General features: G+C 65.6%; 22 protein-coding genes. 18 read left to right on the plus strand and 4 right to left on the minus strand.

Features of this window, described 5'->3' with window-relative positions:
* The first annotated feature begins 104 nt into the window (after positions 1 to 104).
* Entirely contained in the window at positions 105 to 500 is a 396-nt protein-coding gene (locus VBO01S_RS01730) for a hypothetical protein (protein ID WP_255221030.1), read from the plus strand.
* A 787-nt stretch (positions 501 to 1,287) separates the two neighbouring features.
* On the opposite strand, the gene VBO01S_RS33540 is transcribed toward VBO01S_RS01730, so the two are convergent.
* Complete coding sequence (locus VBO01S_RS33540) at positions 1,288 to 1,392, minus strand: hypothetical protein (protein WP_491513625.1); 105 nt, start codon at positions 1,390 to 1,392, stop codon at positions 1,288 to 1,290.
* Between the two features lie 244 nt (positions 1,393 to 1,636).
* On the opposite strand from VBO01S_RS33540, the gene VBO01S_RS01735 reads away from it, so the two are divergent.
* Both VBO01S_RS01735 and VBO01S_RS01740 read left to right on the plus strand, forming a co-directional pair.
* Positions 1,637 to 3,376: an MORN repeat-containing protein gene (locus VBO01S_RS01735; protein ID WP_062469551.1), complete on the plus strand. Its 1,740-nt coding sequence runs from the start codon at positions 1,637 to 1,639 to the stop codon at positions 3,374 to 3,376.
* A gap of 1,252 nt (positions 3,377 to 4,628) precedes the next feature.
* Complete coding sequence (locus VBO01S_RS01740; RefSeq protein WP_062469554.1) at positions 4,629 to 4,988, plus strand: hypothetical protein; 360 nt, start codon at positions 4,629 to 4,631, stop codon at positions 4,986 to 4,988.
* Between the two features lie 204 nt (positions 4,989 to 5,192).
* Here VBO01S_RS01740 and VBO01S_RS01745 read toward each other — a convergent pair whose 3' ends face one another.
* On the minus strand, positions 5,193 to 5,879 hold the full coding sequence (locus VBO01S_RS01745) for a TetR/AcrR family transcriptional regulator (protein WP_062469558.1): 687 nt from the start codon (positions 5,877 to 5,879) through the stop codon (positions 5,193 to 5,195).
* Between the two features lie 95 nt (positions 5,880 to 5,974).
* On the opposite strand from VBO01S_RS01745, the gene VBO01S_RS01750 reads away from it, so the two are divergent.
* The 6 genes from VBO01S_RS01750 to VBO01S_RS01775 all read left to right on the plus strand — a co-directional run bounded on the left by VBO01S_RS01750 (position 5,975) and on the right by VBO01S_RS01775 (position 12,993).
* Positions 5,975 to 6,775, plus strand: a complete 801-nt coding sequence (locus VBO01S_RS01750) for a cyclase family protein (RefSeq protein ID WP_070061241.1) — start codon at positions 5,975 to 5,977, stop codon at positions 6,773 to 6,775.
* 12 nt (positions 6,776 to 6,787) lie between these two features.
* Positions 6,788 to 7,774, plus strand: a complete 987-nt coding sequence (locus VBO01S_RS01755) for a fumarylacetoacetate hydrolase family protein (RefSeq protein WP_082817931.1) — start codon at positions 6,788 to 6,790, stop codon at positions 7,772 to 7,774.
* Between the two features lies 1 nt (position 7,775).
* Positions 7,776 to 9,017 (plus strand): thiolase family protein, encoded by a 1,242-nt coding sequence (locus VBO01S_RS01760; RefSeq protein WP_062469567.1) that lies wholly within the window; start codon positions 7,776 to 7,778, stop codon positions 9,015 to 9,017.
* Between the two features lie 11 nt (positions 9,018 to 9,028).
* Entirely contained in the window at positions 9,029 to 10,009 is a 981-nt protein-coding gene (locus tag VBO01S_RS01765) for a Bug family tripartite tricarboxylate transporter substrate binding protein (protein WP_169805015.1), read from the plus strand.
* 1 nt (position 10,010) lies between these two features.
* Complete coding sequence (locus VBO01S_RS01770; RefSeq protein WP_062469573.1) at positions 10,011 to 11,624, plus strand: AMP-binding protein; 1,614 nt, start codon at positions 10,011 to 10,013, stop codon at positions 11,622 to 11,624.
* A gap of 73 nt (positions 11,625 to 11,697) precedes the next feature.
* Positions 11,698 to 12,993 (plus strand): porin, encoded by a 1,296-nt coding sequence (locus tag VBO01S_RS01775; protein WP_062469577.1) that lies wholly within the window; start codon positions 11,698 to 11,700, stop codon positions 12,991 to 12,993.
* 195 nt (positions 12,994 to 13,188) lie between these two features.
* Here VBO01S_RS01775 and VBO01S_RS01780 read toward each other — a convergent pair whose 3' ends face one another.
* Positions 13,189 to 14,439 (minus strand): MFS transporter, encoded by a 1,251-nt coding sequence (locus VBO01S_RS01780; RefSeq protein ID WP_157627258.1) that lies wholly within the window; start codon positions 14,437 to 14,439, stop codon positions 13,189 to 13,191.
* Positions 14,440 to 14,776: 337 nt separating this feature from the next.
* Between VBO01S_RS01780 and VBO01S_RS01785 the strand changes: the two genes are divergently transcribed.
* Both VBO01S_RS01785 and VBO01S_RS01790 read left to right on the plus strand, forming a co-directional pair.
* Entirely contained in the window at positions 14,777 to 15,781 is a 1,005-nt protein-coding gene (locus VBO01S_RS01785; protein WP_062469584.1) for a cyclase family protein, read from the plus strand.
* A gap of 49 nt (positions 15,782 to 15,830) precedes the next feature.
* A complete protein-coding gene (locus VBO01S_RS01790; RefSeq protein ID WP_082817934.1) occupies positions 15,831 to 16,751 on the plus strand; it encodes a LysR family transcriptional regulator in 921 nt (306 codons plus the stop codon).
* Here VBO01S_RS01790 and VBO01S_RS01795 read toward each other — a convergent pair.
* Entirely contained in the window at positions 16,717 to 17,376 is a 660-nt protein-coding gene (locus VBO01S_RS01795; protein ID WP_062469590.1) for a GntR family transcriptional regulator, read from the minus strand. The genes VBO01S_RS01790 and VBO01S_RS01795 overlap by 35 nt on opposite strands.
* 126 nt (positions 17,377 to 17,502) lie before the next feature.
* Here VBO01S_RS01795 and VBO01S_RS32190 point away from each other — a divergent pair, with 126 nt between their 5' ends.
* The 7 genes from VBO01S_RS32190 (at position 17,503) to VBO01S_RS01825 (ending at position 24,710) form a co-directional block, all read left to right on the plus strand.
* Positions 17,503 to 17,697: a hypothetical protein gene (locus tag VBO01S_RS32190; protein WP_157627259.1), complete on the plus strand. Its 195-nt coding sequence runs from the start codon at positions 17,503 to 17,505 to the stop codon at positions 17,695 to 17,697.
* 7 nt (positions 17,698 to 17,704) lie between these two features.
* Positions 17,705 to 19,084 (plus strand): amidase, encoded by a 1,380-nt coding sequence (locus VBO01S_RS01800; protein WP_062469593.1) that lies wholly within the window; start codon positions 17,705 to 17,707, stop codon positions 19,082 to 19,084.
* 17 nt (positions 19,085 to 19,101) lie between these two features.
* On the plus strand, positions 19,102 to 20,298 hold the full coding sequence (locus tag VBO01S_RS01805; RefSeq protein WP_062469596.1) for a CaiB/BaiF CoA transferase family protein: 1,197 nt from the start codon (positions 19,102 to 19,104) through the stop codon (positions 20,296 to 20,298).
* The gene (locus VBO01S_RS01810) at positions 20,295 to 21,083 is read left to right on the plus strand and encodes an enoyl-CoA hydratase (RefSeq protein WP_062469598.1); all 789 of its coding nucleotides are present in this window, start codon (positions 20,295 to 20,297) and stop codon (positions 21,081 to 21,083) included. Before VBO01S_RS01805 ends, VBO01S_RS01810 begins: the two co-directional genes overlap by 4 nt.
* A gap of 33 nt (positions 21,084 to 21,116) precedes the next feature.
* Entirely contained in the window at positions 21,117 to 22,052 is a 936-nt protein-coding gene (locus VBO01S_RS01815) for a polysaccharide deacetylase family protein (protein ID WP_062469601.1), read from the plus strand.
* Positions 22,049 to 23,416 (plus strand): MmgE/PrpD family protein, encoded by a 1,368-nt coding sequence (locus VBO01S_RS01820; RefSeq protein ID WP_062469605.1) that lies wholly within the window; start codon positions 22,049 to 22,051, stop codon positions 23,414 to 23,416. The genes VBO01S_RS01815 and VBO01S_RS01820 overlap by 4 nt, the downstream gene beginning before the upstream one ends.
* 133 nt (positions 23,417 to 23,549) lie before the next feature.
* Positions 23,550 to 24,710, plus strand: coding sequence for an acyl-CoA dehydrogenase family protein (locus tag VBO01S_RS01825; RefSeq protein WP_062469608.1), 1,161 nt, complete (start codon positions 23,550 to 23,552; stop codon positions 24,708 to 24,710).
* Positions 24,711 to 25,015 lie beyond the last annotated feature (305 nt).

Here is a 25,015-nt window from a genome sequence, read left to right on the forward strand (position 1 = left end):
AGAACAGGACAAAAAGCCCATCGACGGGGATGCGTTTTTCGGAGAAGCTTGCCTAAAAATTTGGGTTAGGCACCATGCACGATCTCCGAGACCGACTCGTTACAGTGACTCTGGAATGGGAGCGTGCATTTGGAAACGCTCCCGCGATTACTTCAACGCTCTCGGAGTTTGACGCCGCAATTTTGCTTGGTCTCACCCTTGAGGAGTACGAGGAAAGCATGCGCGGTGCAACGGCGGTTCAGAAGGGCTATGACTTCAAGTACCAAGGCAAACGGTACCAAGTCAAGGGGAACCGTCCCAGCGGCAAGCCTGGGAGCTCCGTGACGTGGGTGCCGAAAGCGATGAACTACGATTGGGACTGCCTCGTGTGGATTCTCTATGACTCGAAGTACAAGATCGAGGAAGCGTGGCTCTGGGACGTTGCCGACTATCGCAATGAGTTTGACGTCATCAAACGCCTTTCGCCTACTCACTATCGGAGAGGACAGCAGCTTCGATGACTGGCCGCGACTTTTGCGAATGGCAAAGCTTTTCGCATGAGCGCCCAGTCCCAACGACGTTCCTACTACTCTGACGGCATGCCGGGCTCAGCCGCCCAAGGTTCCGCCATGGGCGCCCCCAACCGCGCTATCAATCCGCACATGGCAGTTTTACCCGGGCATTGGCGGCGGCGTCATCAATCCACGATCCAGCGAGGTGTACCCCCAGCAGCAGGGCCCAAACTCGTCGTCAATCCCCGGAACGGTCAGGCCATGCCGGTCCACGGATGTCCCTGACGATGTCCCCGAGGGATGCATTGAAGTTTGTTGGTACTTTTGTTGGTATCTTTTTTCTGGCGATCCAAGAAAGCCAGTCTCCAAGCGGGCATTGAGCCTTATTGCGATTCCTGTCGAAGCACCACGCTGACGTCCAACCAAGTTCGACTAAGGACGTTGGAGCGACAACCCTCCCTCTAAGCCATTGGGAATTTGTCCAGGATTGTCCAAAGAAGTGAGACACCATCCGAGAAATTTGGGGGCATCTCTGGGGGCAGAAAGCATCAGCCTGGGGGCACCTATTCTAAAGCGAGTTCTTCACAGGGAAAGGCAAGGGCGATTAGGGAACATCTCTTTCGCGGAAGCCATGGAGCGCAAGCTCAGATAGGCCGCAGAAGAGGGGCAGCCCTTCCCATCTGGACCACGAAAGTCGGATCGAAGAAGCTCAGGAAAGAAGACTTCGGGGCCTCCGCAGAAGGAAATTTAGGCCGACGTTCTATTGGCCCAATAGATATCCGCCCGCCGAATCGCATTACCAGATCCAAGGGCGTGCCACACGGTCGGCGCGTTGGAAGGCCTCGATCTCATCCTTTCGCTTCAACGTCAGTCCGATCCCGTCGAGCCCTTCGAGCAGCATCCTTCGCTCGTTGGGTGGCGCGTCAAAGTCCAGACGCCGTGTGTGACACCCCACGTACTCAGTACAGGCGTGGCACCAGGATTGATGATTGGCGCAAGCAACAAGCGTCTTCACCGTAGCACGCTCAATCCCACCTCACAACGAAGGCGATGCCACCGGGTTCCGTGGACTCCCACAAATGCGGTATTTGGCCTACAAATTGCACGACTAGACTTTTGGCCGTCCGGATCGAGGAGACGCCCCAATGATGAAGACAACCGCGCTAGGCCTTGCCTTCTGGGCAAGCGTTCTGGCCATCCCCCTGAGCGCCCAGGCACAGCCCCTGCCTGAGTTGAAGTGCGAGGAGTTGAAGGAAGAGGCCGTTGCGCCCATTGCGGCGCTCTGCAAAGCGCATATTGGCTGCGGCTATGTCCTGAACAGCCATCGCCGCTGCGCCGATGCCAAAGGTTATCTCGAGCGCTTGCAGCCACTTATCGGCGAGGGAACGAAAACGCTTTTTGGCATCCGCAAGGAGGTCACGCCGGACGCAGTGTTCACCGCCGTTTTGGGAGGCGAGGCCTACGCGAACGCGCGCGACTTGGAGGAGCGCTCCCCAGAAGCCAGAGAAACGATCCGAAAAATCGGCGAAGCGGTTCGCGCGGTCGGAGCAGGCGAGGTGTTGACCGGCCGGTGGAAAACCAACGTCCAGTGGGTCTATTACGGGCAGGTACGCGACGGCAAAAGCCAAGGCGTTGGCACGTTGATCTCGGAGTATGGCTCGATCGAGCGCGGAACATTCGGCGATGACGGCCTGAAGGGCGATGGAGACGCACCGAAGAAGACGACGCCCAACCCGATGACCGGGAGAAAGTCCATCGACGGGCCTGCCCGCACGGTCGGAAGATTTATCGATGGACACTTTGTTCGGGGGCAAATCCTCAGTATCAGCAGCGACGAGTTGTACCTGCTCGATGGAGCTTGGTCTTACGACAACGGCAAACAAACTTTCACCGGAATCAAGACTTATGCCGACGGCCGGCGCTTTGAAGGACGTATCGTCAGCAGTCTGTATGACGCGGGGCGGTTGTTGCGTGCAGACGGCACATTGGCGGAAGCGGGCAACTACGAAAAAGGCAAGCTATCGGTGGGCAGGCAATACGACGGATCAGGCAAGACCGTCATCGCTGAGATTGATCTTCCGGCCGAACGCAAGGCTGCCGAGGCGAAGGCGGAGCAAGACAAGCTGTTGCAGGCACAAGAGCAGGAACGACGTAAGCAGGAGGCTGCCGCACAGGCCGAGCAGCAATTCCGTGCCAGCTTGCAGGCGATGAATGCCGGCCAACTCTTCGCGCGAGCCGACGAACTGAACGTTCAGGGCGACCGCACCCGCGCCCGGGAAGTGCAGCGCGTACTGATGAGCCGCTTCCCCGACCATCCGCTGACGGCCACGACGGCGCGGCAGATAACAGGTGAGTCCGGTGGCAGCACGGCAGCGGGCGGAGGTTCGTCGCCAGCGGGTACGGCAAACGCAGCCGGCCGCCCCGCAGGAACGCGCCTTTCCAGCCAGACCTGCGAAGCCATGAAGCAAACTGTCATGACGACCAGGGTGCCGCCCGATGCATCGGTGACCGCCAGCACGGAAACGGTGATGTTCATGACGAAGACGGTGCTGGACATGATTGCCGGCGGCTGTCCGACGGACGGCACCACACCGGCACAGATCGAGGCGGAGCGACAGGAGCGCCAACGACAGTACGCAGCGGCCGAAAGCGCCTGCAACCAAGTGCAGTCTGGCGGGCGTCGCTGCGTGCCGCAGGCTCATTCGTCAGCAGGAGCGGTGAGCAAACCTCCAGTCGCATCAGCAGCAAACAATGCGCGGCAGTCCGCGGTCGGCTATGACCCTGTGACTGGTCGTTGCTTGCCGGTTGATTCGTGTGAATGCCAGCAGGCCTGTGGCGTGCCCCGCAGTTCTTCAGGCGGCGGGGGTATCCGAACGGCGCGCTGACCAGGCAGGTTTTTAATCTCGCCTCAAAGAGGTGCGCCAACGGTGATCTGCTTTTGGGCCACCTGTCAGCACGCTAGCAGCCCGCTCTAGTGCCGTAAGCATCGCTTTTTTTGGGCGCATCCACCTTGCTCACCGGAGATAGCGACGGCTGACTGCTTGGGCCTGTCAGCGTTAGTAGACCTTGGACGGCGACCGGTATGACTCGCGGCAAGGCGGCCTCGCGCTAGAAAGCAACCAATGCCGGCTTCGCAGCGATTTCCGCCGCCGAACTCGGGGGCCGCCGATGTCTGCTTTAAGGACGATCTCGACAGGCAAGTCCGTAGAACGGCCTGTCGTAGACCGCATTGGAACTCCCCTTGACCTGAAATTCCCTGTGCGATCGCAGCAACTGCTTCCTGCTCGCTCGGCAATGCACAACTCGATGCACTGAGCGCTCGCGGCGACGCGCCGATGATCCTGGCCATCGGCCCCGACAGCGATCTGCGTTTCGACGTGGCGATGCGCACCTATGACTACACGCCGTCGGTGCGCGCGGACGGTCCGACCTGGGACGACGAGGAGCGTGGTCGGCCAGGCGGCGGCGCCGATCATTTTCTCGACTTCATCGTCGCCCAAGCGGTGCCGGCCCTGGCGGCGCGCGCACCGCTGGATCCGCGACGCCGCACGCTGTGCGGGACACTCGTACGGTGGTTTTTTCGCGCTGCACGCGTTGTTGCGCCGGCCGCAGTTCTCCTTGCGCTACGCGGCGGCGGCCCCCCTCGTTGTGGTGGCAGGCCGGCTTCATCCTGCGCGAGGCCGAACACCCCGCCCCCTGCCGGCGGGGCGCGAGACCATGCTGTTGTTCATGCAGGGCGCCTCGACCGAAGGCGAGAGTCCTGCCGCGCCACCTCCTGCAGGTGTCAGCGCGGCGCGCGCCGAACGCCTGCGACGCCAGCGTGCCGCCGTGCCACCGCAGGCTGGCCGGGACCTGGCGGGGTGACTCGACCGCGCAGGCGTGCGTGCGCAGTACCTCGCCTTTCCCGGCATGCCTCACGGCCCGATGCTGGCGGCATCCCTGCCGCCCCGTTGACACTGGCTGCGCACCCGTTGCCGGCTTGAGCCGAAAGCTGGAGAAAAGTCGTTTCGTCCCCCCACAGGTCGCGAGGATTCTTGCGGGATCCATAGCCGCATATCCGACCCGGGCAGCCGGAATTCGGATGCATCAACCATTGCGCATGAGAAGCTCGGTGAGCTTCATCACTTTGAGAGTGCAATGGTCAAAAAGACAACTGGACAGAAAGCTGCAGAGGCGCTTCGTTACATCGCTGCCAGTGGAGCGGCCAATGCGGTTGAGCTCGAGCCCTTCTTGACTGATCCCAATCAGGCCATACGCGCCGTGGCGGCCATGAACCCGGATGCAGACGAAGAGATCCTGGATCGTTTTGCGAATGACAAGTTCTGGGGCGTCCGCATGGAAGTGGTGCGCAATGCCAATGTCAGCCAGGCCACGTTGCGCAGGCTGCTGGAGTCCGACACGCGCAAACGCGGCGTGGTGCACCACGCCGCGCGCGAGAAGCTGGAAGAGCGCGGTGTCGCATTTGGTGCTGGTGGCATGCCGGAAGACGCGGCGTAGAGAACGAAGTCGCATTTCCTGAGCGTCATTTGATCGCGTCGCTTTCGATCTCGATCACTGCGGCCGGTGTTCGTGCGGGGTCCTGTTATTGGCGCTCCGGCCTCTTGTTTCGGACGAGCAGTGCCATGGCCGCCAGCGCGACCGGAACATTCGAATCACGTATCTCAGTGCTGCCCCCCAGACGCTTGTCTGTCAGGTGGCCCGTCAACCCGCGGACCTGGGCGCCGGCTTTGCCTTGAGGCCCGCCTCGATGAAGTTCACCAGGTAGTCGACACCGGCCTCGATGCTTGTCTCCTGCAGCTTCTCGGGCCACAGCGCCTGCACCCGCGTGTGCGTGCTGTGCGAATAGAAGAATGCGCCGTAGACGAAGATGACGCGCCAGTAGAACTCTTCGCTGCTCAAGTGAGGAAGCTCGTGGCTTACGACATCCACGAAGCGGCGCGCGAAATCGTCCACGATGGAGGCTGTCAGCGCATGCACTTCATCGGCAGGGTCCATCAACATGCGGCCGTAGAACGCACGGAACGACTCGCGCTCCTGGACACTGGCTCCCGCGACAAGCAGTGAGGGCGCCATGGAGGCCCGCAGGATGTCTCGCAACGGGACCTTCCGACCCTCGAATGCATCCAGGCGCTCCTTGCGCTCCTTCATCACCGGCCCCAGGCGGCGCTCCAGCACGGCCTTGCACAGCGCCTGCTTCGATCCCCAGTAGTAGTGGAAGGCTCCCAGGTTGGCGTTGGCCCGCTCCGCGATCGCTCGCATGCTGGTGCCCCCGTAGCCATGTGCAGCAAACAGGGCCTCGGCGGCGTCGAGGATCTGGTTTGCGGTGGTGTCGGAAAGCGCCTGCCGCTTCGAAGAGACGGCGGTTTTCGCTGCGGTGGGCTTGGGCATGAGGGAAGTGGCGAGGTATTGAAGTTCGTTGACAGCCAATCCTTGAAATCATACAGTTGTATATTTATACGCACGTATGACTTAAAGGAGGCTTCATGAGATTGATCGATCTGTCCTCGACGCTGGATCCGCACGACCGCGATCTGCTTCCTCCCGCCATGGCCGCCGCTGCGGGCGTGGTGGCGCCCCGGGTGGACTATTCCCACCCGGCGACGCCGGACGGCCGAGATCGCTTCTGCCACTTCTTCGGCTGCAGCCACGACGACTTGCCCGACGGCGAGGGTTGGGGCTCGGAGGTGCTCAACGACATGTCGTCGCATTGCGGCACGCACGTGGACGCACCGCTGCACAGCGGATCGACCTGCGAGGGACGAACCTCACGCACCATCGACCAGGTCGAACTGAACGAGCTCTTCTGCCCCGGCAAGGTGCTCGATGTGCGCCCTTGGGCGCAGCCTGGGCAGGCCATCCCGGTCGATGCGCTTCGCCAGGCGTTGTCCGCAGTGGGCGAGCCCATCCGTCCCGGCGACGCCGTGCTGATCCGGACCGGACAGGAGCGATATCGCCTGGGCGAGCCGGCCTTCTTTCAGTACCCGGGGATGAGCCGCGAAGGCACGCTGTTCCTGTCGGAGCAAGGCGCCACCGTGCTCGGCACCGATGCGGTCGGCTGGGACCGTCCCTTCGCCGTGATGGCCCAGGCCTTCAAGGAAACGGGCGACAAGCAGCAGCTGTGGGACGGCCACAAGGCGATCCGCGAGAAGGAGGCCTTCATCGTCCAGCAACTGTGCAACCTCGGCGCCTTGCCGCTTCGCGGCTTCCACGTGGGCTTCTTCCCGTTGAAGCTGGCACGCGCCAGCGCCGCCCCCGCCCGTGCCGTGGCCTTCCTGTCCAACTGAGGAGCGACTTCAATGCGTATCGTGACTTTTGTGCGTGAGGGCTTTGACGCACCTCGCCTCGGTGCCCTCATCGGCGTCGACGGCGTGCTAGACCTCACGGCTCGCCACCCTGGCGAAGAGGCCTTCGGCTCGGCGTTGGCTTTCCTGCGCGCAGGCCCTGCATCCTGGGACCTTGCGCGTGCGCAGGTCGTCAAGCACGGCGGCGCTGCAGACTCCCTGGCCGGCGCCGCGTTGCTTCCCCCGCTGCCCAATCCGCCGCTGATCCGGGACTGGGGAACCATGCTCGAGCACCCCAGGTTCTTCCTGCGGCGACGCGCCGAGCAACTGGCCGCCCGAACAGCCGACCCGGAGGCCGCCATGGCCGCCGCACGAGCCGATGGCTCGCTCGAGTTGCCCCCGAACTGGTTCACCGTGCCTCGCTTCTACACCGGCAATCCGCTCAACATGATCGGGCCGGATGCCGAGATCGCCTGGCCGGGTTTCGCCGAATCGCTGGACTACGAACTCGAACTGGCCGTCGTCATCGGCGTGGGTGGCAAGGACATCCCCGTGTCGCGAGCACGCGACCACATCTTCGGGGTCACGCTGTTCAACGACTTCACCGCGCGGGATACGCAAGTGGCTGAAGGCAGCCCGGCCGGCAAGAGCAAGGACTTCGATGGCGCCTACGCCATCGGCCCCTGCATCGCCACGCTGGACGAGATCCCCGACCTCTACCAGCTGCAGGTGCAGTCGAGGCTCAATGGCCTCGTCCAGACCACCCGCAGCACCGCCGACATGCAGCTGACCTTCGAGGACATCGTGAGCTATGCCAGTCGCTCGTGCACGCTGCACCCTGGCGAACTCTTCGCCTCGGGCACCTTCGAAGGTGGCTGCGGCGTGGAGACCGGCCGGCTGCTGCGCGATGGCGATGTCATCGAACTCGAGGCGCAGGGCATCGGCACGCTGCGCAACCGGATCCGCCGCACGGCAGCGCCCGCCGCGGCAGCGAAGGCCTGAGATGACGGTTCCGCTGTACATCGTGGGCGTGGGCAGCACGCCCACGGGCCGCTTCGCGGACGTTGCGCTGCGCACGATGGCCCGCCAGGCCATCGATCTCGCCCTGGCCGACGCTGGTGCGACGGCCGACCAGGTGGGTGCGGCGTTCTTTGCCAACGTCGGCCAATCGCTCCTGCAGGGGCAGCACATGATCGGTGGTCAGGTGGCGCTGCGCGAGGCAGGATTGGATGGCATTCCGATCATCAACGTCGAGAACGCATGTGCCAGTGCGTCGACCGCCTTCTACCTCGCCTGCGCCCATCTGCGCGCCGGACTGTGTGACGTCGCATTGGCGGTGGGAGCGGAGAAGCTGTCGCACCCGGACAAGGCCCGCACCTTTTCCATCTTCGATGGCGCCCATGACGCCGAAAGGCCTGAGGCACTGCTGCGCTTTCTCGCACAACAAGCTGGTGAGGACCCCACACAAGCCCCCGTCGCACAGCAACGCAGCGTCTTCATGGACATCTATGCGGCCCTGGCTCGCGCGCACATGGCACGCCACGGCACCACGCAGCGGCAGCTGGCCCATGTGGCCGCCAAGAACCACGGCCACTCCGTGCACAACCCGTTGGCCCAGCATCGCGTCGCGATGTCGGTCGACGAGGTGCTCGCGGCCCGCGCCATCACCTGGCCCCTGACTCTGCCGATGTGTGCGCCGATCGGCGATGGCGCGGCTGCGGCGTTGATCGTGCGCGAGGACGCACTGGAGCGCTTCGATGCGAAGCGTGCGGTGCGCGTACGGGCCAGTGTTCTCGTCAGCGGATCGGACCGCATCGATGGACGCGAGACGCCCATCAGCCGCCGCGCCGCACTGCGTGCCTACGCAGAGGCCGGCGTCGGGCCCGAAGACATCGACGTGAGCGAAGTCCATGACGCCACGGCCTTCGGAGAAATCGTCCAGTGCGAACACCTGGGATTGTGCGAACCCGGCCAGGGTGGATGGCTTGCGGAACAAGGCCACACCACCTTGGGCGGTCGTCGACCCGTCAACCCCTCGGGGGGACTGGAGTCGAAGGGCCACCCCATCGGCGCCACCGGCCTGATGCAGATCCATGAGCTCGTCCTGCAATTGCGCGGCGAAGCCGGCGGACGGCAGGTGGCCAATGCGCGCCTGGCGCTCGCCGAGAACGGCGGCGGTTTTCTTGGCCATGAAGAAGCGGCCGCGACCATCACGATTCTTGAACAGGCTGCGCGACGCGCATGAGGAAATTCACCATGTATTCCAGACGCTCTCTCATCGGGCGATCACTCGCACTGGGGCTGTCCGGCCTTGCCGGCGGCGCAGCCCGGGCCGCAGCGGCCTGGCCGTCCAAGCCGATCCAAGTGATCGTGCCCGCAACCACCGGCAGCGCACCCGAGATCGTGGCTCGTCTGATCGCCGACGCGTTGTCGGCGCGCCTGTCGAACCCGGTCTATGTGGAAGGCATGCCGGGGGCCTCGGGGATCATCGGCACCGACAAGGCGCTCAAGGCGCCCGCCGACGGGCACACGCTGCTCTACGCCATGAACCAGGTGGCGACGATGAACCCGCACCTCTACCCGCGGCTTCCCTACAACCCGGCCAGGGACATGGCGCCGATCAGCCTGGTTGCGCGCGGCGGGTACGTGCTGCTCGCCCACAGCGGCCTGCCGGCCTCCGACCTCCCGTCGCTGATCGCCCTGGCCAAGCGCGAGCCCGGCAAACTGGCCTATGCCTCCACGGGCAACGGCAGCGCATTCCACCTGGGCATGGAGCTGATCAAGGCGCAGTGCGGCATCGACCTGCTGCATGTGCCCTACCGCAGTGGCGCCAATGCCAACACCGAGCTGATGGCGGGGCGCGTGCAGGTCCGGCTCGAGCCCCAGGCCTCGGCGCTGGCACTCGTTCGCGGCGGCCGCGTCAAGGCCTTGGCGGTGACCACACCCACGCGACTCCCCGTCCTGCCGCAAGTGCCGACGGTCCGGGAGACCCTGCCCGGATTCGAGCTGAGCGGCTGGAACGCCCTGTGGGCACCGGCGGGCACGCCCGCGCCGGTCATCGTGCGACTCAACGCCGAGGTGCAGGAGATTCTGAAGAGCGACGCATTCCGAAGCCATCTGCTGCAACTCGGCCTGACACCCGAGGGCTCGACGCCGGCCGAACTGGCTGCGCTGACGGCGCAAGAGACGGCGCAATGGAAGGCCCTGATCGACAAGACGGGCATCAAGGCGGACTGACATGACGGATTTCAAGACACTGGCCGATCTCGTCGGCCACCATGCGCGCACGCGTCCCCATGCGATCGCCCTCACGTTCGAGGCGGGCCGGGCCTTGCCCGAGCAGCAGCGCAGCTTCCTGCAACTGCACGAAAACGGCCTGGCGCTGGCCCGGGCCCTGCAAGGCCTGGGCATCCGACGTGGCGACGCCATCGCGCTGGTGATGGCGAACCACCCCGAGTTCGTCGAAGCCGTGGTGGCGACCGCGCACCTCGGGGCGGTGCTGGTACCGATCGATGCGCGGGCGCAAGGCGACAGGCTCGCCGCACTGATCGATCGCACGCACTGCGTGGGTGTGATCGCCGCGGACTATGCGGCCGCTGCGGTCGCGCAGATTCGATCGCGCGCGACCCACCTTCGCTGGGTCGTGCGTGTGGTCTCGGGCGAACTTGCGGCAGATGCGCCGCGCGCCTGCGAAGCGCTGGACTACGCGCAACTGCTGGCCCGTCACACACAGGCAGGCCTCCCCTCGGCACACTTCACGCCCGTCGATCCCGATGACCCCATGCAGATTCTCTTCACCTCCGGCACGACCGGAGAGCCGAAGGGGATCGTGATCACCCACCGCCGCTTCGTCGACACGGCGGCACTGGCGGCCTCCGCCTTCGGCTACACCGGCGACGATCGCCTCTACTCCGGCCTGTCGCTGACGCACGCCAATGCCCAGTTGGTCACGCTGGGTGCAGCCCTGAGGCTCGGGATCGCCTGTGTCATCTCGCGCCGCTTCACCAAGTCGCGGTTGTGGGAGATCGTGCGTCGGCACCGGTGCACCGCCTTCACCTTGCTGGGCGGCATGACCACCGCTGTCTATTGCGAGCCGCCGTCGCCCGGCGATCGGGATCATGTCGTGCGCTTCGTCGTCGCCGCGGGCATGCCGCAGGCCATCTGGCGTGACTTCGAGCAGCGCTTCGGCGTCCATGTTCTGGAGTTCTACGGCACCGCCGAAGGCGGGCTGACGGTCAACCCTTTCGGGAAAGGTCCGATCGGCAGCATCGGCCGCCCGCACCCGGCGTTCTCCGTCCGCATCGTCGCCGAAGACGACAGCGATGCGCCTGCGGGCACGCCGGGCGAACTGGCGTTCCGGCCGGCCAACGGTGCACCCTTCGACATCGCCTACTTCGAAGACCCGCAGGCCTCGCAGAGCAAAGGCAAGGACGGTTGGCTCTGGACCGGCGACATCGTGCGCGCCGATGCGCACGGCTGGCTCTACTTCGAGCACCGCCGCGGCCATGGCATTCGCCGCAACGGCGAATTCATCGACTCGGCGCAGATCGAGAAAGCCATCGCGGACACCGGACTGGTCCGCGATGCGTTTGTGTTCGGCACGGCAGCGGCCTCGGGGGCGCCTGGCGAACGCGATGTCGTCGCAGCCGTCGTCCCCCATCACGCCGACCTGGACCTTTCGGTGCTCCATGCGCGTTTGCGCGAGACGCTGTCGAAGAACGCCCTTCCCGGGCGGCTGATGGCCATCGAAGCGATCCCCAAGACCGCGTCGGAAAAGCCGTTGGCGCGGGTTCTGGAGGAATGGCTGCGCGACGGGACGGTCGCGACCGTGTTCGAGGCGCCCTCAGCCTAGACACAAGACCTGGGCGCAGGCGGCGGCAGGCCGTTTTCCCCCTGCGCAATCAACAACAACGAAGGAGACATTCATGCACAACCACGGGCGTAAGCTTTTTCTTCCCATCTCACTTGCATCGCTGTTCATCGGGCCTTCGAGCTGGGCGCAGTCTTCTGTGACGCTCTTCGGCGTCATTGACATCTCGGTGAGCCACTACCAGACCAAGAGCGTGCTGCCCGCAGGCCTGCCTTGGTGGTCCCTGGCAGCGCCGGCATCCATCTCGCAAGGCGCCACGAAGCTCGCGTCGGGCGCGCACACCCCTTCTCTCTTGGGCATTCGCGGACAGGAGGATCTGGGCGGCGGGCTTGCTGCAGGCTTCTGGCTGGAATCCACACTCACACCGGACGACGGAGCCCAGGGGCTTGGCGTTTTCGACCGCCGCTCGACAGTCAGCCTGTCGGGGCCGTTTGGCGAAGTGCGCCTGGGCCGGGACTATGTGCCGACCTATTGGAATCTGACGGTCTTCGATCCCTTTGGCACGGTCGGGGTTGGCGCGAACCTATGGAATCCGATCGGCACGGGGCTCACCACCAGCCACGGAAAGTCGCCCGCGAACCTGATGCCCTTTGACAACTACGTTCGCGCCTCCAACAGCGTCGGCTATTTCCTGCCGGGCCATCTTGGCGGGTTCTACGGCCAGGTCATGTACTCGCTGCATGAGAACCCGAAGCAGAGTGGCGTGAGCCACAGTCCGAGCAAGGGAGGGCAAAACGTCGGGGGGCGGTTCGGCTATCAACGTGGCCCGCTCAACCTGGCCATCGCCTACCAGGAAGACACCAAGGACGATCTCAGCGGATTCGACAAGGACCGTTTGAAGATCCTCAACGCTGGGGTCTCCTACGATTTCGATGTCGTCAAATTGTTCGGCCAGTTGTCGCAGATCCGGGATGAGCGCAGCAAGATGAACGTAGCCAACATCGGCGGCATTCCATATCCCTTCAGGAACGAGAGCAATGGAAAGTACACCGGCGGCTTGATCGGCATCACGGCCCCGGTCGGGCCTGGATTGATCCGTGCGTCCTATTCGCGCGTGAACTACGCATCTCCTCATGCGGTGAATGCCTTGAATCCCGCTGCATGGGTGCAAGACAACGATGCCAGGATCGAGAAGTTCGCCGTCGGCTATGTGTACAACCTGTCAAAGCGCACGGCGCTCTATGCCACTGTTGCGCGAACCAAGATGAAGTGGAACGGGTCCGTGAATGCGGCGATGGCCATCAGTCCCGGAGGCGGGGTGAGGTTTGCGAACGGCATTGCCGGGGTCAGCGCACCTTATGTCCCCTCGAGCACCACCGGCTACGACATGGGCATTCGGCACGCCTTCTGAGGGCACTGACTCGCGCTGCGGACCTTCCAGGTGGTCGGCCCTGAACTCCCGCGTGCCGCAGCGCTGCGCGCTTGCCGGGCAAAGGGAAGGCCCGCACAGGGGCCGTCTCTTCCGCCCCGGAAGGGCAACGCTCTTTGACTCACAAGGCGCACGCGGTGCAACGGCAAGGATCCAGAAGGAGCGATGCATCACTGTCTAGCGTGCTCGATTGCGCATCGCATACAACAGCACGAGCGTCGCGATGATTTCCAGTCCCGCGACCGCATAGAGGCCCGCGGCCACGCTTCCCGTCGACGTCTTCAGCCACCCCATCGTGAAGGGCGCAGCGAACCCCGCCAGGTTGCCGACCGAGTTGATGAAAGCGATGCCACCCGCCGCAGCGGTGCCCGTGAGAAAGGAAGCGGGGATCGACCAGAACACGGGAAAGGCGGCGAGGATGCCGATGGTCGCAAAGCTCAACGCGACCATGGCGAGCACAGGTTGCTCGATCAACACGCCGGTGGCCACGAGCCCGACGCCGGCAATCAGCGTCGCATAGGCGCAGTGCCGCCGCCGCTCACCGGTGGCATCCGAATGCATGCCATTGAGCACCATCGCGACCGTTCCCAGAATGAACGGAATGGCCGACAGCAGGCCGATGTTCAGCGTGCCCTTCACGCCCAGCTCCTTGACGATCGAGGGCGTCCAGAACGCAATGGTGGCGTTGCCGCTCACGATGCAGAAATAGGCGGCGGTGCACAGCCACAGCATGGGGTTGCGCAACGCCCGGCCGAAGCTCGATTGCTTGGGGGCGTCGGCGTTCTCCTTCTGCAGTTCGGCGGCCAGCGCGTGCTTCTCGGCCTCGGTCAGCCAGCGTGCGGATTGGGGCCGGTCCGGCAGCCAGGCCAGCACCGCGAAGCCGGCAAGCACCGAAGGAATGCCTTCGAGCAAGAAGAGCCACTGCCAGTTTCGAAACGGCGCGACGCCTTCCATGCCGCTCATGATCAGTCCCGCGAGCGGCCCGCCGACGACGCCCGCGATGGCAAACGAGGTCATGAAGAGGCCGTTGATCTTGCCGCGGCGATGCGCCGGCACCCAGTACGTCAGGTACAGCATCACGCCCGGGAAAAAGCCGGCCTCGAATGCGCCGAGCAGGAAGCGCAGCACATAGAAGGACGTGGGCGTTTCCACGTAGATCATCGCCATCGACGTGAGGCCCCAGAGGATCGTGATGCGCGCGAGCGTCTTGCGCGCACCGATCTTCTGCAGCAGCAGGTTGCTCGGCACCTCGAACAGGAAGTAGCCGATGAAGAAGATGCCGGCGCCCAGCCCGTAGACCGCTTCGCTGAACTGCAGGTCCTGCAGCATCTGCAACTTGGCGAAGCCCACGTTGACGCGGTCGATCCACGCCAGCAGGAACAGGAACACCAGGAACGGCACCAGCCGCCATGCGATCTTGCGGTGCATGCGGTCGTGATCCGAGGGAACATGGGCGCCGGCCGAAGGCCGCGCGAGGGATGAGACAGAGGTAGCTTCCACAGCAGTTTCCTTTTTCTTCAATGGCAGAACTCCAGGAATGCGCCAGCCCTTCATGGTGTACGCATAATGTTTATAAATATATTTATAGACATTCCACCGCACATTGGTAGTTACCCTCCGTGGGATCTGTCTCCGCCGGTTTCATCGTTCGCGAATCGAGAAAGGACCTTTGCCGCCGGCACGGTTTCCGCGCGACTTCGTTCCTCCTAAGGTCAGCACCTGGCACCGCGCAGTGCGTGCCAAGCCAACCAAGCAACCGAACGAAATGGAGCAGTTTTCAATGTCGCAATGGATACGCAGGATCGGCGCCGCGGCGTCTGTGTGGGGCGCAATGAGCGTCACCCTCGCCTTCGCAGCCCCCGTCGTGGGCAAGAGCCCGTGGGGCCCGAACGACGAACTCGGCCGACTGAACCTCATGACCGCGAGCACCAAGGCCCAGGTGCTTTCCCGCGCGGACGGTGCGCGTGTGTACGACCTGTCGGTCGAGTACTTCGTCGGCATGCCGAGCTGGCACGGCATCGGCGACCCGCGCTACCAGATCTGGATGACGCACACGCCGCACGGCACCGTGGTCGATGACCCGATGGGCGTCGGCCACACGCAGAACAAGCACGTGAGCTACACCGGCGCGGCCATCTCGATGTACACCCACATGGGCACGCACATCGACGCGCTCAACCATTTCGGCCTCGACGGCAAGATCTGGAACGGCTTCGAGGCGCGCGAACACCTGGGCGACCGCGGCTGGAAGAAGACCGGCGCCGAGACCATCCCGCCGATCGTGGCCCGCGGGGTCCTGATCGACGTTGCTGCCGCCAAGGGCGTCGAGATGCTGGCGCCCGGCTACCGCGTCACCCGGGCCGATCTGCAGGAGACGCTCGACAAGCAGCGCGTGAAGCTGGAGACAGGCGACGTGGTCCTGATCCGCACCGGCCGCATGAAGCTCTACGACAAGGCCGACGCCTACATGGATTCGCCGCCGGGCATGAGCGTGGATGCCGCGCGCTTTCTCGTGGAGTCGGGTGGCGCGATGGTCGTGGGTGCAGACAACCTGAGCTTCGAGACCTTCCCGCCCGACGCCGACGACAACTACGTGCCGGTGCACACCTACCTGCTCGCGCAACAGGGCGCGCCGATCATCGAGCTGGTCAACCTGGAAGCGCTCGCCAAGGACCGCGTCTACGAGTTCGCGTTCATCGGTGCGTCGCTCAAGCTGCGTGGCGGCGACGCTGCACCGATGCGCCCCATCGCCATCCCGCTGCGGCGCTGAGACGCTCGCGCGTGCTGCGTTGGCCTCGTCGGCTGGTACGCTCGGCGCCATGGATCGCTACGCTGCCATGCAGTACTTTTGCCGCGTCGTCGAGCAGGGCAGCCTGGCCGCTGGCGCCCGCGCGCTGAACCTCTCGAACTCGGTCGTCACGAAGGCCATCCAGTCGCTGGAAGCCTGGACCGATTGCCGCCTGCTCGCGCGAACCACGCGCAGCATGCAGCTCACCGAAGCCGGCGAGCGCTTCTACAGCTTCTGCCAGCGGACACTGGCAGACACCGAGCGCACGCTGACCGATGTCCGTTCGGTGAGCCGCGGGTTGACCGGGCGGCTGGTCGTGGCCGCGCCGGTGTCGCTCACGCTGTCGCATCTCCACGTGCATCTGCATGCGTTCCAGGCGCAACACCCGGGCATCGAGCTCGAGATGCGGCTGAACGACCGGCCGGTCGATCTGGTACGCGAAGGCATCGACGTCGCGCTGCGCGGCCAGGCGCGGCTGGAAGATTCGAGCCTGGTGGCCAGGCCGCTGATGGACCTGGCCCGCGTGGTGTGCGCCGCGCCCTCCTACTGGGAGCGCCATGGCCGGCCCACGACACCCGCCCACCTGTCGGGCCACAACTGCCTGCAGTACCTGTTGGGCGACGACCGCGATGAATGGGTGTTCGACGGACCGGACGGGCGCGCACGTGTGCGGGTGAGCGGCACGTTCCGCGCCGACAACAGCCTGCTGCTGATCGACGCGATGCGCCGGGGCGTCGGGCTGGGCCTGGTGCCGTCGGTGATGGTGAAGGATGCACTGGCCGATGGCTCGTTGCAGACCGCGCTCGACGCCTACGTGGCGCCGCCTCGGCGCCTCTTTGCGGTCTACCCGACGCGCGACCACCTGATGCTGAAGGTGCACGCGCTGGTCACCTTCCTGAAGCAGCAGTTGCCGCCGCTCACCCCATCAGTTCCTTCGGTAGCGCCGCCATGAACGACGCGAAGTTGGTCGAGCCCTGGCCGGGGCTCATGTGCTCGACCATCAGTTCGGCCGCCGCCCTGGCATCGCGCCGTTGAATCGCGTCGAGCAGCTTGGAATGCTGCTCCCATGACGACTTGAGGCGCCCGAACGCGGCAAAGGCGTGGCGCCTGTAGGCGCCCGTCTGCGAACGCATCCGCAGGATTTCCTGGCGCAGGTAGGGATTGCGCGCCCCCTGGTAGAGCGCCTCGTGGAAGCGCCTGTTGTGCTCCTGCCAGGCCTTGACGTCTTCTTTCTTGACCGCGGCGGCGGCGCGCTCGTGCGACTTGGCGAGGTCGAGCCGCTCTTCGGGCGTCATGCGCTCACAGGCCAGCCGCACGCACAGGCCCTCGAGCTCGGCCAGCAGCTCCCACATGGCCAGCAGCTGGGTCATGTCCATCTTCGCGACGACCATGCCGCCACGCGGCAGGCTTTCCACCAGGCCCTGGGCCTGCAGCTGAAGCAGCGCCTCGCGCACCGGCGTGCGCGAAACCTCGTAGGCCGTCATCAGCGCCTGTTCGTCCACCGTGTCTCCGGGCAGGAGCGTGCCGTCGCGGATGGACTCCTCGACCGCAAGGCGGATGCGTTCAGCGGTTTTCATGGGGCGAGCTCCCGTAAAACAACGATTGAATAAAACATTTTTGTGAGTTATAAATATATTTATAGACCTCATCCATCTTTTAATTTTACCTGCTCCAGAGAGAGCGCACGGTGCCAGGAGACCGCTTTGACCGACCCCACCCTCGAGCCATGGAAGACATGGGTCATGCTGAGCCTGCAGTTGCATGGCATCGATGCCGCACCCGGACTTCAGGTCCGCGCGGCGCGCACGTTGGCACGGCTGGCGCCCATGACGAGCCGCCTGGCCGCCGGCACCACACCGCCGTTCGACATCCGCCCCGTGGAGCTCGCGCATGAGTGATGCGGGCATGCCCTCCATCGCCGCGCTGCGCCGGTCGATTGCCACGGGCGCCAGCTCGGCCGACGAAGCGCTGGCTTTGCAGCGCGACGCCTTCGAGCGCGGTGCTGCCGTCCATCACTGCGTGGTCGAGCGCGCGACGGACAGCCGGCCGGTCGCGCATGCGCCGCTCTCCGGCATCGCGATGGCGCACAAGGACGTGTTCGGCACAGGGCTGCGCGCCGCAGGGCAAGGACGACCGGAAGGCGCTGCGGCCGATGCGGTGACCAGCCCTCCTTCCGCCCCGTTGCGACGCCTCTCCGAGCATGGCGCGACCTACCTCGGCGCCCTTGTGATGGCGGAGTACGCTTGCGGCGCCACCGCGGAGAACCCGCACTTTCCCGCACCGCTGAATCCGCTGGACCCGGCGGCGGCGGTCGGCGGGTCATCCAGCGGCTCGGCCGTGGCGGTGGCTGCCGGCTTGTGCCGGGCCTCGCTGGGGACGGACACCGCGGGGTCGGTGCGCATTCCCGCATCCACCTGCGGCGTGGTCGGATTCAAGCCCGGCGCCGACGTGATCGATGCGGGTGGCGTGTCGCAGCTCGCGCCGTCGCTGGACACCGTCGGCGTGGTGGCGCGCTCGGTGTCGGATGCGGCCCATGTGTTCGCGGCGCTGCTGCCCGACGAGGCGCCGATGGCGCAGCGTCTGCTCAGCCTGGAAGGCATCGAGGAAGACCTGTCGCGCCACCGCCGCTGGCGCGTGGCGTCGGCACTGGACCAGCCCGACCTGCGCGACGATGTTGCAAGCCGGCTCGGGGCATTCGAATCTCGCGCCACCTCGCACGCGGTGGCATGGCATCGTGCGTCCTTGCGTGGACTCGACGAACTGTCGAGTCTTGCCCAGATCGTGCTCCACGTCGAGGCCGCGGCCACGCATGCGCACAGCGTGCGCCACGCATTCGGCTCGCTGGCGCCGATCACGCAGGCAATCCTCCTGCCGGGCTGGGCCGTCCCGGCCGCCTGGTACCGGCACGCCTGCCAATCCCGCGCGGGCTGGCGCGACGCCTTCGTCGCCGGGCACCTTGCGCAAGCCGACGTGCTGCTGTTGCCTTCGCTGCCGCGCGGCGTGCCCGATGCACAAGCGGTGACCACCACCTCCGACCGCTTCGACCCGCGCGAACTGGTCGCACTGCACCGGTACCACGCCTTCGTGAACTACCTCGGACTCCCTGCGTTGTCGTTCCCGATCGGCACCGACGCGCGCGGCCGGCCCGTTTGCATCCAGGCCATCGGTGCGCCGGGCGCCGAGGCCGAGCTGCTGGCCTTCGGGCACCAGTTCGCCGCGTCGACAGGCGCTCCTTCCGTTCCCGCGCCGCGCACCGCCCATCGCGCCAGCACCCCGCTTCATTGACTTCCCACGGAGAAACCATGCCCAAGATCAACGCCTCCCCTGCCCTCGCACGCTTTCGCGTGCTCGACCTGTCGCGTGTTCGCGCCGGCCCCACATGCGTGCGCATCCTTGCGGATTTCGGCGCCGACGTGATCCGCATCGAGCCCCCGGCGGGTGTAGACCCGAACGAGGCGATGTTCGCAGCCGACCGCTGGGGCGGCGACTTCCAGAACCTCAACCGCAACAAGCGATCGATGACGCTGAACCTCAAGAAGCCGGAAGGGCTCGAGGCCTTCATGCGGCTGGTGAAAACAGCCGACGTGGTGGTGGAAAACTGGCGCCCCGACGTCAAGGCGCGACTGGGCATCGACTACGAGGCGCTGCGCGCGGTCAATCCCCGGATCATCCTCGCGAGCATCTCGGGCTTCGGCCAGGACGGTCCCTATGCCTGGCGCCCGGGCTTCGACCAGATCATCCAGGGCATGGGCGGGTTGATGTCGGTCACGGGCTTCCCGGCACAGGGCCCCGTGCGCGCCGGTCTCGCGGTGGCCGATTCGGGCACCGGCGTCTATGCAGCAGCGGGCATCCTGATCGCGCTGCTGGAGCGCGAGCGTTCCGGGCAGGGGCAATGGGTGCACGGCTCGCTGCTGCACGCGCAGGTGGCGCTGATGGACTTCCAGGCCGCGCGCTACCTCAACGACGGCGACGTGCCCGCCCAGGCAGGCAACGACCACCCGACGAGCAGCCCGATGGGCCTCTTCCAGGCGAGCGACGGCGTGTTCAATCTCGGCGCGTCGGGCGAAGGCAACTGGGTGCGGTTGTGCGAATGCCTGCAGGCTCCGCAGCTGAGAGCGGTGCCCGAATTCGCCACCGAGAAGCTGCGCGTCGAACACCGGCTGGCACTCAACGAAGCCCTGGCCGAGGTCTTCAAGAGCCAGACGGTTGCGCACTGGGTCGAACTGCTGAACCGCGCCGGCGTGCCCGCGGGCCCCGTCTATTCGATTCCGCAGGTCTTCGAGGACGCCCAGGTGAACCACCTGGGCATCGCGCAGGATGTGGAAGCGGGCAATGGCCGGCGCTACCGGCTGGTGTCGCAGCCCATCACGCTGGCGCGCACGCCAGCGCGCATCGCGCACGCCGCCCCGGCCTGGGGCGAGCACACCACCGAGATGCTGACCGAGATCGGCTACACGCCTTCCGACATCGAACAGCTGCAAGCGAAGGCCGCGGTATGAGCGAAGGACACATCCGGGCCGAGACCGCAGCGGGGGTCGGGACCCTGGTGATCAGCCATGCGCGCAAACACAACGCGATGACGCTGGCCATGTGGCAGCAGCTCGCCGAAGCCGTACAGGCGCTGGCCGACGACCGCGCCGTGCGCGTGATTGTCGTCACCGGTGAAGGCGACGCCGCTTTCGTCTCGGGCGCCGACATCAGCGAGTTTGCGCAACAGCGCAGCGGCACCGACGCCGTGGCCACCTACGACCATGCGGTGGCGACCGCCCAGCGCGTGCTGGCCGAATGCGCCAAGCCGACAGTGGCGCGCATCCAGGGCATCTGCATGGGCGGCGGCATGGGCATCGCCCTCGCCTGCGACCTTCGCTTCGCCGCGTCGAGCGCGCGCTTTCGCATGCCGGCCGCGCGCATCGGCCTGGGCTACGCGTTCGAGGGCATGCAGCGGCTGGTGAGATTGCTGGGCGCACCGGCTACCTTCGACCTGTTCTACACGGCGCGCAGCCTCCACGCCCCCGAGGCGATGCGCCTGGGCCTGGTCAACGACTGCATCGACGCCGAGATCTTCGACGCCGAAGTGGCGTCACGCGTGGCGCTGATCGCCCAGAACGCGCCGCTGGCCTTGCGGGCCGCAAAGGCCGCGATTCTCGCTACGCTGGAGCCCCCGACAGCGCAAGCCCGGGAAGCGATCGACGCGATGGTGCGCCAATGCTTCGCCAGCCGGGACTACGCCGAGGGCCAGGCTGCATTTGCCGAGCGACGCGCGCCGCATTTCGAAGGGAGCTGAACCGATGACCGCCACCCTGCAAGAGAACCCGTCATGAGCAATCCCCGCGTCCCCTTTCAACTCTCGTCCGAGCGCCCGCCGTTGATGCCGCTGGACGGCGGCCACATCCTCGCGCACATCGTCGTGAACGTGGAGCACTGGCCTTTCGACCGCCCCATGCCGCGCACGCTGCTGACGCCGCCGCACGGCAAGGAGACGGTGCCCGACGTGCCGAACTTCAGCTGGGCCGAATACGGCCTGCGCTGCGGGCTGCCACGCATGATCGAGGCGCTGCGCAGCCGCGGATTGCGCGCGTCCGCCAGCCTCAACGCCTCCGTGATCGATTCGCACCCGAGCGCCGCGCAGGCCATCCTGGAGGCCGGCTGGGAATTCATCGGCCACGGGGTGCAGCAGCAGTCGCTGGCGCAACTCGACGGGCACGCCCAGGCGGAAGCCATCGTGAAGTCGCTCGACCGCATCGCCGCCTTCACCGGCGTCCGTCCGCGCGGCTGGCTCTCGCCCGGGCTGCGCGAAGCGGCGGACACACCCGACATCCTCGCCGCCGCCGGCATCGACCATGTGTTCGACTGGTGCCTGGACGACTTGCCGTGCTGGATGCAAACCGAGCACCGTTCGCTGATGGCCCTGCCCTACATGCTGGAGGTCAATGATTCGGTGATCTATGCGGTCGAGAAGCACTCCTCGCCCGAAATGAAGCTGCGACTCGAACGCACCCTGGAGGTCTTTGCGCGCGAGGTCGCCCGCCTCGGCCAGCCCCGGGTGCTGGCCATCGGGCTGCATCCGCACCTGATGGGCGTGCCCCACCGCATCGGCGATTTCGAAGCCATGCTGGACCTGCTGCTCGCGCACCCGATGGTGCGGGTGGTCACGGGTTCGTCCCTCCATGACTGGTACGCCGCGCAGGTCCCCGCGCCGGCGCCGCTCGTTGCCCGGTCCGGCGACGTCCCCTTTGTCCCGATGCCTCAATGAACGCCATCGACACCCTCATCGCCCACGTGCGCTCGCGCGATTTCGACTCCCTGCCACCCGAAGCGGTGAATGCGGCGCGGATGTTCATCTACGACACCATCGGCGTCGGCATTTCCGGCTCGCGCCATCCGCGCATGCCGGCGCTCAAGCAGGCAGCGCAGTCCCTGGGCGACGGCGACGCCGTCACGGTCTGGGGCAGCGGTGAGAAGCTGCCGTTCCCATCGGCCGTGATGCTCAATGCCTACCAGGTGTTCAACCAGGAGTTCGATGCGGTGCACGACGTCGCCGTGGTCCATGCCTTCGCCTGCATCGTGCCAGCCGCGCTCGGCTATGCCCAACGCGAAGGCGGCGTCTCGGGCAAGGCGTTGATCACGGCCGTGACGCTGGGACTCGACGTGGCCATCTACGTCGCTCTGGCGCAGCGTGCGCCGATGCGCTTCTTCCGCCCTGCCATGTGCGGCGGCCTCGGCGCCACGGCCGCACTGTGCAAGCTCGCCGGCATGGACGCCGACACGATGCACAACGCGCTCGGCCTCATGTACAGCCACCTCTCCGGCACCATGCAGGCCCATGCCGAGGGCTCGCCCGCGGTCGGCCTGCAGGTGGGACTGAATGCACGCGCAGCCGTCACCGCCTTCGAACTGGCGCGTGCCGGCTTCCCGGGACCGCGAGACATCCTGGAGGGCCCGTTCGGCTACTTCGCGCTCTATGACTTCGGCCAGTCGCGCTGGGCCGACGTGGCGAACGACGTCGGCCAGGTCTTCCAGATCGCGCGCATGAGCCACAAGCCCTACCCTACCGGCCGCGCGACCCATGCGGGCGTCGATGCGGTCGTCGATCTCATGGCCACGCACGGCTTCGGTGCGGACGACGTGGAAACCGTGCGCGTGCATGCCTCGGCGCTGATCGCGCGACTCGTGGGGCGGCCGGCGCAGCCTGGCATGGACTCGGCCAGCGCCAAGCTCAGCATGGGCTACGTGGTGGCAACGGCACTGCGCAAGGGTCGGGTGGGCATCGAGGCCTTCGACCCGCCCGCGTTGAACGACGCACGCACCTTCGAGCTGGCACGCCGGGTCGAGGTGCTGGACGACGGCAATCCCAACCCGAACGCCCTGGGCCCGCAAGTGGTCGAGGTGGTGCTCAAACGGGGCGACACGCTGCGGCTGGCCGTGCCGCACTTTCTCGGCAGCCCCGGCCGGCCGCTGCCCGCACCCGATCAGCAGGCCAAGTTCATGGCCTGCTGCGCCTCGATCAAGCCGCGGCTGCCGCCGTCACAGGCCGAAACACTGGATTCGGCACTGCGCCGGCTCGAGGAACTGCCTGACGTGCGCGAACTCATCCCACTGATGACGGCGCCCGCCTGACACCCCGGGGCCGCCCGGCCCCCTTCGCTTCTTTCCGTTCCCTGCATCGGTCGTTCATTGCGCCCTCGTGGCCGCAAGGGATGCGCGCGCTCGCGCGGCCGATGCCCCACTCACCCTGCCATCGAGATACACCATGAACCGCTCTTCCGACAACTACCAGGACATCCGTGACGCCGTGCGCGCGCTGTGCGCCGAGTTTCCCGACGAATACCACCGCAAGATCGACGAGCAACGCGCCTACCCCGAAGCCTTTGTCGATGCGCTGACTGCCGCGGGCTGGCTGGCAGCGCTGATCCCGCAGTCCTACGGCGGTTCCGGCCTCGGGCTCGCGGAAGCCTCGGTGATCATGGAGGAGATCAACCGCTGCGGCGGCAACTCCGGCGCCTGCCACGGCCAGATGTACAACATGGGCACGCTGCTGCGCCACGGCAGCGAGGCGCAGAAGAGCCGCTACCTGCCGAGGATCGCCAGCGGCGAGCTGCGGCTTCAGTCGATGGGCGTGACCGAGCCCACCACCGGCACCGACACCACGAAGATCAAGACCACCGCCGTGCGCAAGGGCGACACCTATGTCGTCAACGGGCAGAAGGTGTGGATCTCGCGCGTGCAGCACTCCGACCTGATGATCCTCTTGGCGCGCACCACGCCGCTGGCCGAGGTGAAGAAAAAATCCGAAGGCATGTCGATCTTTCTGGTTGACCTGCACAAGGCCATCGGCAACGGCCTGACCGTACAGCCGATCGCGAACATGGTGAACCACGAGACCAATGAGCTGTTCATCGAAAACCTGGAGATTCCGGCGGACCACCTGATCGGCGAGGAAGGCCAGGGCTTCCGCTACATCCTCGACGGGCTCAACGCAGAGCGCACGCTGATTGCCGCGGAATGCATCGGCGACGGCAAATGGTTCATTGACCGCGTGACCGGGTATGTGAAGGACCGTGTCGTGTTCGGCCGCCCGATCGGTCAGAACCAGGGCGTGCAATTCCCGATTGCCGAGAGCCACATCGAAGTGGAAGCCGCCGACCTCATGCGCTGGCGTGCCTGCGAGCTTTTCGACGCCCGACAGCCTTGCGGCGCGGAAGCGAACATGGCGAAGTACCTGGCCGCCAAGGCCAGCTGGGAGGCCGCCAATGCGTGCCTGCAGTTTCATGGCGGTTTCGGCTTTGCCAACGAGTACGACGTCGAACGCAAATTCCGGGAGACCCGGCTCTACCAGGTGGCGCCGATCTCGACCAACCTGATCCTCGCGTATGTCGCGGAACATCTGCTCGGTCTGCCGCGCTCGTTCTGAAGAAGCCAGGCTGGGACTGCAACACAAGTGGAAGCGGACACTCAGGTGGGCCGGGTTGAGTGTCAGCAACCAGTCTGAAGCAGCCGCCCAACGCGGGCGACGTTCCGTATGTCGGCCTGTTGGGCCACGCCCTGTCCCATCAAGGCGCCTCTGAGAAAAACCACTTTCGCGCCAACGACGAACCTATTGCCCAACCGACGATAACGATAGGCACGTAAACGCCTGGTTATCGGAAGTTGAGAGCGCAAAGCAACCAGTAGAAACGTGCTGCACTCAGGTCAATAGTTCATCCCTGCGAGAGGCAG

The organism is Variovorax boronicumulans NBRC 103145, from assembly GCF_001591345.1.
GTDB lineage: Bacteria > Pseudomonadota > Gammaproteobacteria > Burkholderiales > Burkholderiaceae_C > Variovorax > Variovorax boronicumulans.